The following is a 13028-nucleotide window of genomic DNA, read 5'->3' as shown; positions in this document are numbered from 1 at the left end:
GAATTACTTTTTGTTGCCTACAGCGCCTTCCAGCCATTGAGTAAAGTCTTTACCCAACACCGGATGACGAACACCGTATTCAACGAAAGCCTGCATATAACCCAGTTTGTTACCGCAGTCATGGCTAACACCCGTCAGGTGATACGCTTCCACGGTCTCTTTTTCCATCAGCATTGCGATGGAGTCAGTCAGCTGAACTTCGCCGCCTGCACCTGGAGGGGTTTTTGCCAGCAGAGGCCAGATATCAGCAGACAGCACGTAACGACCGACAACCGCGAGGTTGGATGGCGCTTCAGCCGCTTTAGGCTTCTCTACGACACCAACCATTGGCGCGCTCTGGCCTGGCGCAAGGTCAGCACCTTTGCAGTCGACCACACCGTAAGCGGTAACATCTGCAACCGGCTCAACCATGATCTGGCTACGGCCGCTTTCTTCATAACGCGCCAGCATTTCTGCCAGGTTGTCTTTGGTCGGGTCAGATTCGTACTCATCGATGATCACGTCTGGCAAGATCACAGCAACCGGCTCATCACCAATCAGCGGATGTGCACACATCACAGCGTGGCCCAGACCTTTAGCGATACCCTGACGCACCTGCATGATGGTCACGTGCGGAGGACAGATTGACTGGATCTCATCCAGCAACTGACGCTTAACGCGTTTTTCCAGCATAGATTCCAGTTCGAAACTGGTATCAAAATGGTTTTCGATGGCATTTTTAGATGAGTGCGTAACCAGCACGATCTCGTTAATGCCCGCAGCGATACACTCATTCACGACATATTGGATCAGCGGCTTATCGACCAGCGGTAACATCTCTTTTGGGATAGCTTTAGTCGCAGGCAGCATACGCGTACCGAGACCTGCAACTGGGATTACCGCTTTTCTTACTTTAGACTTATGGGCAGACATCTAAATACCTCTCTTAATAGGCCGTTCAAGTTAATACTTGATATGTCGGTTTAAAAACGAAATGAGTATATCAGTTACTATCAGACGGATTTATCCTGGATGGAGTTAATCCGCGGAATTTAAGACTATTACCCAAGTGTAAAGCTTACCCCTGGTCCTGTCTCCAGCCCGCAAAAAATATAAATCTAACCGCTTATTCTTCAGCCGATAGCATCAAACGCAGTCTGCCTCCGGCGCCCCAGACATGGCATTGCCAGGCGTCAGCACGTTGACTGATTTGATTGAGGTGCGTGCTGCCCATCGTCCCAAGCGGCACGCCATTACTGAGTTGAATCTGATGGGTGTTAATGTGCAATGTGGCGTTGAGTCCAGCGGAAACCAGAATCAGGTTTTTCAGCTGACGGTGATAATAGCCACTAACAACGGGAATTGGCCGGTGAGATTGGCTTGACGTAACAGCATGTTGACCTGACGCAACAGGCCATTCAGTTCCGGCAGGCGCTGCTTCTGACCCGAGAGCTGTTCCTGCAACAGACCATTAAACAAGGCTCGGAGCAGTAAAGCCGCCAGCACACCATTGTCCCCGGCACGCGTGACATCCAGGCAATAGAAAGCCAGGTCCTTGTCGGACAGTGCAGCGATATCCAGCACTAACCCTGGCTGTTCCGCCATGGTCAGTTGCCGATAGTTAATCCGGCAGTTGGCGATAGTTTGCTGCACCGGCGGTTGCAACTGCTTGAGCAGCTTTGACGCGGCGAGTGGATCGCGCACCAGTGCATCCCAGTCCTGAAACAGCTGTTCGTCTTCCTCAACTTTGGAAGTGAACATCGACGGATAAAGGCATTCATACACGGCTTCACGAAAACGTTCGAGATTTCTCAGCGGCTTGAGCAGCACATCCTGAACCCCAAGGCGCAGGACATGGGCTATGTCGGCCATGTTTTGCGTGGCTGAGATGATCAAAATCGGCACCGTGTTGCCACGGCTGCGAATACGTTCAACAAACTGAAGGCCGCCCATACGCGGCATCTCTAAATCGCAGATCACCAGATCGACGGCCTGCGCGGACAGCAAAGTTAAGCCATCGATGCCGTCACCGGCTTCCAGCGTGCTGGCACCCAGCCCCGCCAGCATGTTGTCTAACATCGAACGGAAAACGACCTCATCTTCGACAATGAGTATCTTTTTGCCGATTAGTGGTTTTTCCATTCTCTCCCCCTGCGTACCAGATATTTCAATAGTGGTTCATAAAACGCAGTTGCGCCTTTCAGAATTGACTGAAGTCGCAACGCCTGTGAATGAACAACCTGATTATCTGCCTCGGACCAGCGGTAATAGTTCATCCATTTTTTTCTCGACGGCGGCTTTACCTGCCGCAATGGCTTCTTCTGCACGATGAAAATCCAATGTGGATATCTGCGGACAAAACGGTTGAATCAGGACATCCGGAGGATCCCCTGCCATACGATTACGTTTCAGACGATTCTCCAGAATCTGGATGGAGGTGGACATAATCTCCATGGCACCCGGTGTCTGATTCGCCCGGCGATGTGTCAATCCCAGGATGCGCTGGCGTAACTTCTTACCCCAGCTGAGTGCTTCTGCAGCCGCGGCTTCTTCACCGCTTTGCGGCGTCACCGACAACAGATCTTGCTGCATCAAATGCGCGTCATGCTGCAAATCGACCGCGATCACAATGTCTGCGCCAAGGGCTCGTGTCAGGGAAATCGGCACCGGATTCACCACCGCGCCATCCACCAACCAGTAACCATTGTAGCCAACAGGTGGCAATAAGCCTGGCATACTACAAGAGGCACGCACGGCTTGATGCAAATCGCCCTCGGTTAACCACAACTCACGCCCGGTACTTAAATTCGAGGCCACCACGCCAAACGGCTTGTTGCACCCCTCAATGAATTCGTTGGGGATCAGCTGACGAATGTGGCTGAATACCCGGTCGCCACGCAGCAATCCACCGCGCTGCCACGACAGATCCATCAACCGGATCACGTCCCAATAGCGAAATGCACTGACCCACTTTTCCATCACGCCCAGCCGACCATTCACATAGGCCGAACCCACCAGCGCGCCGACCGAACAGCCTGCAACCACATCAATTTCAATGCCTGCACGTTCCAGTGCATTGATGACCCCGATATGCGACCAGCCTTTGGCAGCGCCTGAACCCAGGGCCAGCCCGATCCTTACCTTTCTCATCGCGCCTCGTGATTAGTTTGGTACGTAGCATCCCGCTCAGCAGTCGGCTACCATAGCGCACACTTTAATTAACTTTAATCACTCACAGGAGATGACGTGTCCGAAAAGTGCCCCTGCTGCAGCGGAGAGCAGTATAGCCTATGTTGCCAGCCCTTTCTGACTGGCAAGGAAATCCCCGCTCGCGCTGAACAATTGATGCGCTCACGCTATACCGCCTATGTTGAGAAGAATGCCGCTTACCTGGCTTCGACCTGGCACTCCAGCCAGCGTGTGGCCGACCTTGAGACGTTATTATCTGAAAGTTTTTCCGCCACTGAATGGCTGGGCCTGAATGTAACCCGTTGTAATCATGGAAGCCATGAGAATGAAGCCTTTGTGACTTTTTTTGCGCGCTATCGCGAAAAAGAGCGCACTTCCTCTATCTATGAATGTTCACGCTTTCTTCGTGAGGATCAACGCTGGTACTATATCGACGGAACGGTGCCCGAGCTGGGGCGCAACGATCGCTGTCCTTGTGGCTCCGATAAAAAATACAAAAAATGTTGTGGTTAATCTGGACAGATGCACAACGGCTTTACCATTCATCGCTTTGACAGGACTCTGATCGAGATGCAAGCGCAAAACACGCAACGAAAAGTTTTACGGACCATTTGCCCAGATGCGAAAGGCCTGATCGCCAAGATCACCAACATTTGCTACAAGCATGAACTTAACATTGTGCAGAACAATGAGTTTGTCGATCACCGTACCGGGCGCTTTTTCATGCGCACAGAGCTGGAAGGCATTTTCAACGACAACACCCTGCTGGCCGATCTCGATAGCGCGCTGCCGGTAGGTTCGGTGCGTGAACTGCAGAGTGCTGGCCGCCGTCGCGTGGTGATTCTGGTGACCAAAGAGGCGCACTGCTTGGGCGATCTGCTGATGAAATGCGCGTTTGGTGGTCTCGATATGGAGATTTCCGCCGTCATCGGTAACCATGAAACGCTGCGCTCGCTGGTTGAACGTTTTGATATTCCGTTTGTGCTGGTCAGTCATGAAGGCCTGACGCGCGAAGAGCATGACAATCGCATGGGCGACGAAATCGATCGCTACCAGCCTGATTACGTGGTGCTGGCCAAATACATGCGCGTGTTAACACCGGCATTCGTGCAGCGTTATCCGAATCAGATTATTAATATTCACCACTCGTTCCTGCCCGCTTTCATCGGCGCACGTCCTTATCATCAGGCCTATGAGCGTGGCGTGAAAATCATCGGCGCTACCGCGCACTACGTGAATGATAATCTTGATGAAGGCCCGATCATCATGCAGGACGTGATTAACGTCGATCATAGCTACACCGCGGAAGAGATGATGCGTGCCGGGCGTGATGTCGAGAAAAATGTCCTGAGCCGTGCGCTGTACAAAGTGCTGGGCCAGCGCGTGTTCGTTTACGGTAACCGCACCATCATTCTTTGATGCCTCCTGGCGCTGAAATTGTGCAACTCTTCAGCGCCACGGATGAAAAGTGGGCAAACGATTCATATTTTTGTTTTCAGCGCTTTACAGTCAGAGCGCATTTGGTATGATGCGCCCCGCTTTCAGGCACATTAATTCAGGCCAGTGGCGGGATTCCCGAGCGGCCAAAGGGAGCAGACTGTAAATCTGCCGTCATCGACTTCGAAGGTTCGAATCCTTCTCCCGCCACCATCTGAATTATCTCCTCGCCTGAATCGTTAAGAGCTTATATCCCTGGCGGGATTCCCGAGCGGCCAAAGGGAGCAGACTGTAAATCTGCCGTCATCGACTTCGAAGGTTCGAATCCTTCTCCCGCCACCATCGCTTTTCCTATTGCTTTCATCGTTATTTCTTCCCTATTCAATCCATGACTTTTCGCCTAAAACTCGTTACCATCCCGGCATACTTTTGCGGATAAGAATGGCAGCGAAATGAAATTCATCTCTTTCAATATCAATGGTTTGCGCGCACGCCCCCATCAACTTGCAGCGCTGGTTGAACAGCATCAGCCCGATGTCATCGGTTTGCAGGAAACCAAAGTCCACGACGACATGTTCCCGCTCGAAGAGGTCAGCAAACTGGGCTACAACGTGTTTTATCATGGTCAGAAAGGTCATTACGGCGTGGCGCTGCTGACCAAGGCACAGCCAGTTTCGGTGCGTCGTGGTTTTCCCGGCGATGATGAAGATTCACAACGCCGCTTAATCATGGCGGAAATCCCTAGCCCGATTGGCGACATCACCGTGATCAACGGCTATTTCCCGCAGGGTGAGAGCCGTGACCATCCGACTAAATTCCCGGCCAAAGAGAAGTTTTATCGCGATTTGCAGGATTATCTCGAACAACAATTAGCGATCGATAAACCGGTGCTGATCATGGGTGACATGAATATCAGCAGTACCGATCTCGATATCGGCATTGGGGAAGATAACCGCAAGCGCTGGCTGCGCACTGGCAAGTGTTCATTCCTGCCAGAGGAGCGTGAGTGGATGGATCGTCTGCTGCACTGGGGCCTGGTGGATACCTGGCGCGCGAAATACCCGGAAACAGCCGATCGCTTCTCCTGGTTCGATTACCGTTCAAAAGCCTTTGATGATAACCGAGGTCTGCGAATCGACCTGTTGCTGGCGAGCCAACCGCTGGCCGCGCGTTGCATTGAAAGTGGTATTGATTACGAAATCCGCAGCATGGAAAAACCGTCAGATCATGCACCGGTCTGGTCGACGTTTAATCTGGAAAAATAATTCAGCGGCGTGGCGTGAAAACGCCACGCCGCTTTATTTGATGATCTTCCAGATTAATGGATTAGTTCCCATCACTTTTTTCATCCCGCCCACACTGCAGCAACACCCCTTCCGCTTTCACAACCGCCCCTTCGGAATAACTGCGATTCTCATAGGTGCAGCATTGTAAGCAGTTGCTCTGCTGATTATTCTGACCTTGTGTCCAGACTTCGGGTGGCATATCGACCACCACATCGGTATTGCCCATGCGACTGTTCTCGGGCTGGCGGTTAGCCAATGCCGAAGCCGAGCACAGCAGCAGCCCGCTAAGCGCGATCAGGATATAACGCATCACTCTGTCTCCTTGGTTTTACGCCGGGTCGATTTCGGTTTTGCTTTACGTTTAGCGGCCGGTGCGGCAATCCCTCTAAAAGAGTGCAACGAGGGCCGCTGACGCGCTTCGCCAATTAACGCAATCAGTGTCGTGACCAGCGGCTGCATAAACTCATCGTAGCGGCAGGCCTTTTCACTGATACGCGTCAAGGTCGATTCCCACTGAGCCGTCATATCCGGCCGGGCGGCCATTTCAGGTAACGCATGGATCAGCGCCCTGCCCGCATCGGTAGAGTGAATATAGCGGCCTTTCTTGACCAGGAAGGTGCGGCGGAACAACAATTCGATAATGCCAGCACGCGTCGCTTCCGTTCCTAAACCATCGGTCGCACGCAGCACTTTCTTTAATTCTTTATCCTGTACGAACCGGGCGATGCCGGTCATGGCGGATAATAGCGTAGCATCGGTGAAGGGACGCGGCGGTTGCGTCTGTTTGGCGAGCACTTCACCGCGCTCACACAGCAGCTCATCCCCCTTCGCTACCACAGGCAATGGGGTGCCATCATTCTCTTCATCGCGTTCTTTACTGCCTAGCAATGCGCGCCAGCCTGCTTCTGCCAAAAGCGCGCTTTTGCAACAAACTTGCCGCCACCAATGTCGAGATCGATTACGCACTTGCGAAACACCGCGTCCGGGCAGAATTGCATCAAATACTGTCGCGCCACCAGGCCGTAGATGTTGGCTTCATTTTCCGTCAGATTCACTTTACTGGCGCGGGCGGTGGGAACGATGGCGTGGTGCGCATCCACTTTCTTATCGTCCCAGCAGCGGTTCTTTTGTTCGGGATTGAAATCTGCGGGCGGTGTCAGATTGGGCTGATGCGCCTGAATGGCATTCAACACCGCGTGCCTGCCGGCAAAGTGCTCATCGGGCAAATAACGGCTGTCAGAACGCGGATAGGTTATCAGCTTATGGGTTTCGTAAAGTCGCTGGCAGCAATCCAGTACATTTTGCGCGCTAAGCCCAAAACGCTTCGCGGCTTCAATCTGCAGGCTGGAAAGCGAAAATGGCAGTGGCGCGGTATCGGATTCCCGTTTGTCGTTATAACCGGTGACCATCGCCGGTTTACCGTTGATGCGCTCTAAGACGTGATCGGCCAACGGACGATGCAACAACCGCCCTTCTTCATCCTGCCACGGTTCACAAGCATCACTTGGAACCCAACTGGCAATGAAGCGTTCATCTTTCGGCGTCACAATATGCGCTTTGACTTCGAAATAATCCTTCGGGATGAAGTTCTCGATCTCCTCATCGCGTCGTACCACCAGACCGAGCACCGGTGTCTGTACGCGCCCTACCGACAACACGCCATCATAACCGGCATTACGGCCTAATAACGTCCACGCACGGGTCATATTGATGCCATAGAGCCAATCTGCACGGGCGCGAGCCAACGCGGAGACACACAGCGGGATAAACTCGCGGTTCTCACGCAAACGGCCCACCGCACGTTCCACGGCAGAAGGATTGAGATCGTTAATCAGACAACGCTGCACTTTCTGCCGCTTTTCCGGCGCGAGCTGCAGGTAGTCCAGCACTTCATCCACCAACAACTGACCTTCACGATCCGGGTCACCCGCATGCACCACTTCGCTCGCCTGTTGCAGCAAACCTTCAATCACTTTGAGCTGTTTCGCCACCGAGGGACGCGGCTGCAAACGCCACTTTTCCGGGATAATCGGCAAGTCGGCAAGATTCCAGCGTGCATAGCGGCTGTCGTAGCTGTCCGGCTGCGCCTGCTCCAGCAAATGCCCGACACACCAGGTGACCATCTGATCGTTGCCACAGGCAATAAAACCATCTCCGCGTCGATGCGGTTTGGGCAACACATCAGCAATGGCGCGTGCCAGGCTGGGTTTTCAGCAATAAACAAACGCATGTATGGCGTCGTTCCTTCTACGTCAGTTCATAACGGTAATTAAGGGACAGGTCGGATCGGCAGCCAGTAGCTCACCAATGGCGATCGCCTGCACGCCAGCCAATGTCGCACACTGCTGGAAAGCCTCGACTTCGCTGGGTTGCACCGCCACCAGCAAACCGCCCGAGGTTTGTGGATCGCACAGCAGCGCACGCGTAGCATCATCCATCGTGGAGATCAGGGCGCCGTAACTGGCAAAGTTGCGCTGGGTGCCACCGGGCACCGCACCTGCAGCAATGTATTCATCAACACCCGGCAATCGCGGAACCTGCGTGGCGTTGATTTCCGCGCGCACGCCAGAACCCTGACAAATTTCACTCAGGTGCCCAAGCAAACCAAAACCGGTGACATCCGTCATCGCACTGACGCCATCCAGTTTTGCGAACGCCGCTCCGGCTTTATTCAACTGGCACATCACGTCTGCCGCTAAAGATTGGTGCTCTGCCAGAAGAATGCCTTTCTTTTCTGCCGTGGTCATAATGCCGATGCCGAGCGGTTTGGTCAGAAAGAGCAGGCTACCGGCCTGCGCAGCGCTGTTCTTTTTCACCCGAGCCACATCAACGATGCCGGTCACTGCCAGGCCAAAAATGGGTTCAGGGGTATCTATCGAGTGCCCGCCTGCCAACGCAATACCCGCCGCCTGACATGCCGCACGCCCACCTTCAATCACTTGCTGCGCCACTTCCGGACTCAGCACATTCACAGGCCAACCTAAAATGGCAATCGCATGATCGGTTTGCCCCCCATGGCATAGATATCACTGATGGCATTGGTAGCGGCGATACGGCCAAAGGTATGGGGATCATCGACAATCGGCATGAAGAAGTCTGTGGTGCTGACCACTGCTGTGCCGTTGCCAAGATCGTATACGGCGGCATCGTCACGCGTTTCATTGCCCACCAGCAATTGGGGATCGTGAAAAGGGGTCAGTTCGCTATGAAGAATGGTTTCCAATACCTGTGGCGATATTTTGCAGCCGCAGCCAGCGCCATGGCTGTACTGCGTCAGACGAAGAGGTTCGCTCATGGCGGGTTCCTTATGCGCTGATCAGAAGGCCGTATGGTAGCCTGGCTGCCAGCCGGTGGTAAGTGCTGCGCGACCTAACCTCGATCTTTCGCACACGCAGTGTGCAATCTTTGCAACACGGCTCACCCTGCCGCAGAAACCCGCCAATGTCTGTCAGAAATAACTGACAAATTGAGCGGTATCCGGTGCCACTACCGTGGTGTTCGCTTTGAGTTGCGGCGTACCGAGATACAGGAATCCGACAATCGCATCCTGCTCGCGGCACCCAAAGGCTTCGCGTACCGAAGGATGGTCAGTCCATGGGCCGCTGCGCCAGATGCCGTTGAAGCCTTGCGCGACCGCAGCCATCTGCATCGCCATTACCGCACAGCCTGCTGATACCAACTGCTCCCAGTGCGGGACTTTGGCATGCTCTTCACAGTGCGCCACCACGGTGATAATCATCGGCGCGCGGAACGGCGCAGTAGCGGATTTCTCAATCGCTTTTTCATCAAGGTTGCTGTCACGCGCCGCTTGTTCAAGTAATTTGCCGAAACGTTCACGGCCTTCATTCTCTACAATAACAAAGCGCCATGGTTGCAACGTACCGTGATCCGGCGCGCGTAATCCCGCATGCAGAATGTTTTGCAAGACCTCGCCCGCTGGCGCCGGTTCTGCCAGGCGTGATGCCGAACGGCGGTTAATTAATAAATCCAGTGCATCCATCATTATTCTCCCGTGAATAAATAGCGTGGGCTAATCCTGGCACAGTGAGATCTTTTGTAACAGTCTGGCGCGATTTCCTGCTGACATTTCGCACGCTGCTCATTAGGATGAACCCGACATCGGGGCAGACCGCGTGGCGACTGCCCTGTTACGTGAATATGGAGAGTTTATGCGCACATTGTGGCGAATTATTGCTGGCCTGTTCCGCTGGAGCTGGCGGGTGTTGAATTTTATTCGGGAATTTATTCTTAATTTATTCCTCATCGTCTTAATTGTGGCGGGCGTCGGTATCTGGTTGCAGATTTCCAGCGCCAGCAGCAGCGAGCCAGTGCAGCAAGGCGCACTGAAAGTGGATTTGAGCGGTGTATTGGTGGATAAACCCTCCGTCAGTAATCGTCTGAGTCGCATCAGCCGTGAGTTGCTGGGCGCCAGTAGCGACCGTCTGCAAGAGAATTCATTGTTCGACGTGGTGGACGCGGTTCGTCAGGCGAAAACCGATAAAAACATCACCGGTATCGTGCTCGATTTGCGTGATTTCGCCGGTGGCGATCAACCTTCATTGCAATATTTGGGCAAGTCGTTGCGTGAATTCCGTGATGCGGGTAAACCGATATACGCCATCGGCGACAGCTACAGCCAGGCGCAATACTACATCGCCAGTTATGCCACCAAGGTCTATCTATCGCCGCAGGGCACGGTTGATCTGCACGGTTTCGCGACTAATGGCCTCTACTACAAATCGCTGTTAGAGAAGCTCAAAGTCAATTCTCATGTCTTCCGCGTGGGCACCTACAAATCTGCCGTCGAGCCATTCCTGCGTGACGATATGTCACCGGAAGCGCGTGACGCTGACGGTCGTTGGATCGGCCAGCTGTGGCAGAATTACCTGAATACGGTTTCCGCGAATCGCCAGATTACGCCAGACCAGCTGTTCCCAGGTGCCGCCGGTGTGATCAGCGGCTTGCAGGCCGTCGATGGCGATACGGCGAAATATGCGCTGAATGCGAAGTTGGTTGATGTGCTGGATAGTCGTGCAGCGGCCGACCAGGAATTGGTGAAAACCTTTGGCTGGGATAAGGCCAATAACGATTACCGCAATATCAGCATTTATGATTACACCGTGAAGCAGCCTCAGCAGGATCAGGACGGCAATATTGCGGTGATCTTCGCCAGCGGTGCAATCATGGACGGTGAAGAAACCGCCGGAAACGTCGGCGGCGATACCACTGCTTCGCAGATTCGCGATGCGCGTCTCGATCCGAAAATCAAAGCCATTGTGCTGCGCGTTAACAGCCCTGGCGGCAGCGTATCGGCATCGGAAGCGATTCGTGAAGAGTTAGCTGCAGCGCATGATGCCGGCAAACCGGTGGTGGTTTCCATGGGCGGCATGGCGGCATCCGGCGGGTATTGGATTTCAACGCCGGCAGATTACATCGTCGCTGCGCCAAGTACATTGACCGGTTCGATTGGTATTTTCGGGGTCATCAATACCGTTGAAAACAGCCTGAGCAGTATTGGGGTGCACACTGACGGCGTGGCCACTTCGCCGCTGGCTGATGTGGCGACCACCAAAGCATTGCCAACGGAAGTGCAGCAGTTGATGCAGCTGACGATTGAAAACGGTTATCGTAACTTTGTTGGTTTGGTGGCGAAGTCACGTCACAAAACGCCTGAACAGATCAACGATATTGCCCAGGGCCACGTCTGGACCGGTAGCGATGCCAAAGCCAACGGACTGGTGGATGCATTGGGTGATTTTGATGATGCCGTCGCCAAAGCCGCTGAATTAGCGAAAGTCGCTAAGCCACAGCTCAGCTGGTATCAGGATGATCCGGGCATGATCGATCTGCTGCTGAACCAGATGAATGCCTCTGCACAGGCGATGCTGCCAGCGGCCCTGAAAGTGTGGTTACCTGCACCGATGCTGGATGTGATGAGCGCGGTGAAAGGTCAGCCCGGCCTGATGAATAATCTCAACGATCCGCAAAATCGTTACGCCTTCTGCCTGACTGCGGCAACGTACGTTAATCTTTACAGCCCGGCCGCTGGTCGGGCTGCTTTTCGCTGTTAATCCCCTTATACTGCGCGTTTTACGGCAAGTCTGAGTTTATTCATGCAAAAGAAAAATATCTATGTAGCCTACACCGGCGGTACCATTGGTATGCAGCGCTCGGCGCAAGGCTACATCCCGGTTTCGGGTCATCTGCAGCAGCAACTGGCCAACATGCCAGAGTTCCATCGGCCTGAAATGCCGAGTTTCACCATTCACGAATATCAGCCACTGATGGACTCGTCAGACATGACGCCATTGGATTGGCAATCGATTGCTGACGATATTAAGCAGAACTACGATCTTTATGATGGCTTTGTGATTCTGCACGGTACCGACACCATGGCGTTTACCGCCTCAGCCTTGTCGTTTATGCTGGAAAATCTTGCGAAGCCCGTCATCGTCACAGGTTCGCAAATTCCGCTGGCAGAATTACGTTCGGATGGTCAACAGAACCTGCTGAACTCGCTGTATGTCGCCGCGAACTATCCTATTAGTGAAGTGGCGCTGTTCTTTAATAACACCCTGTTCCGCGGCAACCGAACCACCAAAGCCCATGCCGATGGCTTCAATGCCTTTGCATCGCCGAATCTTTCGCCGCTGCTGGAAGCCGGTATTCACATTCGCAAGCTGAATACACCCCCTGCCCCGCAAGGCAAGGGTGAGCTGATTGTGCATCCCATCACCCCTCAACCTATTGGCGTGGTTACCATTTATCCGGGTATTTCCGCTGATGTGGTGCGCAATTTCCTGCGTCAGCCGGTGAAGGCACTGATTCTGCGCTCCTACGGCGTGGGCAATGCCCCGCAAAATGCAGAATTCCTGGCTGAACTTCAGTTAGCCAGCGAACGCGGTATTGTGGTGGTGAATTTAACGCAGTGCATGTCTGGTAAAGTCAATATGGGCGGTTATGCCACCGGTAATGCGCTGGAGCATGCCGGCGTGATCAGCGGTTTTGACCTCACCGTTGAGGCTACATTAACAAAACTGCACTTTTTGTTGAGTCAAAACCTTACCAGCGCAGAAATTCGTGCCAAAATGCAACAGAATTTACGCGGCGAACTGACCGACGACTGATACGGAGCGA

The 13028-nt window shown here is 53.5% G+C and carries 7 protein-coding genes, 2 tRNA genes and 6 pseudogenes; 8 read left to right on the top strand and 7 right to left on the bottom strand.

What is annotated here, in order from left to right; all coding sequences use genetic code 11:
* Window positions 1-3 precede the first annotated feature (3 nt).
* The 3 genes and pseudogenes from galU to rssA all read right to left on the bottom strand — a co-directional run bounded on the left by galU (window position 4) and on the right by rssA (window position 3129).
* Window positions 4-912: a UTP--glucose-1-phosphate uridylyltransferase GalU gene (gene galU, locus HA45_RS25945; protein ID WP_100700661.1), complete on the bottom strand. Its 909-nt coding sequence runs from the start codon at window positions 910-912 to the stop codon at window positions 4-6.
* A 193-nt stretch (window positions 913-1105) separates the two neighbouring features.
* Window positions 1106-2121 (bottom strand): annotated as a pseudogene (gene rssB / locus HA45_RS25940) (two-component system response regulator RssB).
* Window positions 2122-2223: 102 nt separating this feature from the next.
* Window positions 2224-3129, bottom strand: a complete 906-nt coding sequence (rssA, locus tag HA45_RS25935) for a patatin-like phospholipase RssA (RefSeq protein ID WP_100700663.1) — start codon at window positions 3127-3129, stop codon at window positions 2224-2226.
* Between the two features lie 96 nt (window positions 3130-3225).
* On the opposite strand from rssA, the gene HA45_RS25930 reads away from it, so the two are divergent.
* From HA45_RS25930 to xthA, 5 genes are all read left to right on the top strand, one after another.
* Complete coding sequence (locus HA45_RS25930) at window positions 3226-3681, top strand: YchJ family protein (protein ID WP_100700664.1); 456 nt, start codon at window positions 3226-3228, stop codon at window positions 3679-3681.
* Between the two features lie 57 nt (window positions 3682-3738).
* Window positions 3739-4587 carry a formyltetrahydrofolate deformylase gene (gene purU, locus HA45_RS25925; protein WP_100701350.1) on the top strand — a complete coding sequence of 283 codons (849 nt, stop codon included), beginning with the start codon at window positions 3739-3741 and terminating at the stop codon, window positions 4585-4587.
* A 146-nt stretch (window positions 4588-4733) separates the two neighbouring features.
* Window positions 4734-4818, top strand: a tRNA-Tyr gene (locus tag HA45_RS25920).
* A gap of 44 nt (window positions 4819-4862) precedes the next feature.
* Window positions 4863-4947: transfer RNA gene (locus tag HA45_RS25915), tRNA-Tyr, on the top strand.
* 110 nt (window positions 4948-5057) lie between these two features.
* Window positions 5058-5870: an exodeoxyribonuclease III gene (xthA, locus tag HA45_RS25910; RefSeq protein ID WP_100700665.1), complete on the top strand. Its 813-nt coding sequence runs from the start codon at window positions 5058-5060 to the stop codon at window positions 5868-5870.
* Window positions 5871-5903: 33 nt separating this feature from the next.
* On the opposite strand, the pseudogene HA45_RS25905 reads toward xthA, so the two are convergent.
* The 3 pseudogenes from HA45_RS25905 to selD form a co-directional block, all read right to left on the bottom strand.
* Window positions 5904-6201: pseudogene (locus HA45_RS25905) on the bottom strand (YnjH family protein).
* Window positions 6201-8121, bottom strand: a pseudogene (locus tag HA45_RS25900) (DNA topoisomerase III). Before HA45_RS25900 ends, HA45_RS25905 begins: the two co-directional pseudogenes overlap by 1 nt.
* A 22-nt stretch (window positions 8122-8143) precedes the next feature.
* Window positions 8144-9186: pseudogene (selD, locus tag HA45_RS25895) on the bottom strand (selenide, water dikinase SelD).
* A gap of 87 nt (window positions 9187-9273) precedes the next feature.
* Between selD and HA45_RS29230 the strand changes: the two are divergent.
* Window positions 9274-9330, top strand: a pseudogene (locus tag HA45_RS29230) (hypothetical protein); the annotation flags it as partial.
* Window positions 9331-9339: 9 nt separating this feature from the next.
* Here the strand turns inward: HA45_RS29230 and HA45_RS25885 are convergent.
* On the bottom strand, window positions 9340-9891 hold the full coding sequence (locus HA45_RS25885) for an NAD(P)H nitroreductase (RefSeq protein WP_100700669.1): 552 nt from the start codon (window positions 9889-9891) through the stop codon (window positions 9340-9342).
* Window positions 9892-10060: 169 nt separating this feature from the next.
* Between HA45_RS25885 and sppA the strand changes: the two are divergent.
* Window positions 10061-11919: pseudogene (sppA, locus tag HA45_RS25880) on the top strand (signal peptide peptidase SppA).
* Window positions 11920-12004: 85 nt separating this feature from the next.
* Window positions 12005-13018: an asparaginase gene (gene ansA / locus HA45_RS25875; RefSeq protein ID WP_100700671.1), complete on the top strand. Its 1014-nt coding sequence runs from the start codon at window positions 12005-12007 to the stop codon at window positions 13016-13018.
* Window positions 13019-13028 lie beyond the last annotated feature (10 nt).

Origin of the sequence: Pantoea rodasii, assembly GCF_002095465.1 — a bacterium.
Taxonomy (GTDB): domain Bacteria; phylum Pseudomonadota; class Gammaproteobacteria; order Enterobacterales; family Enterobacteriaceae; genus Pantoea; species Pantoea rodasii.
Note: the sequence above shows the minus strand (reverse complement) of the source record. Positions and strands in the feature narration are given on the sequence as shown.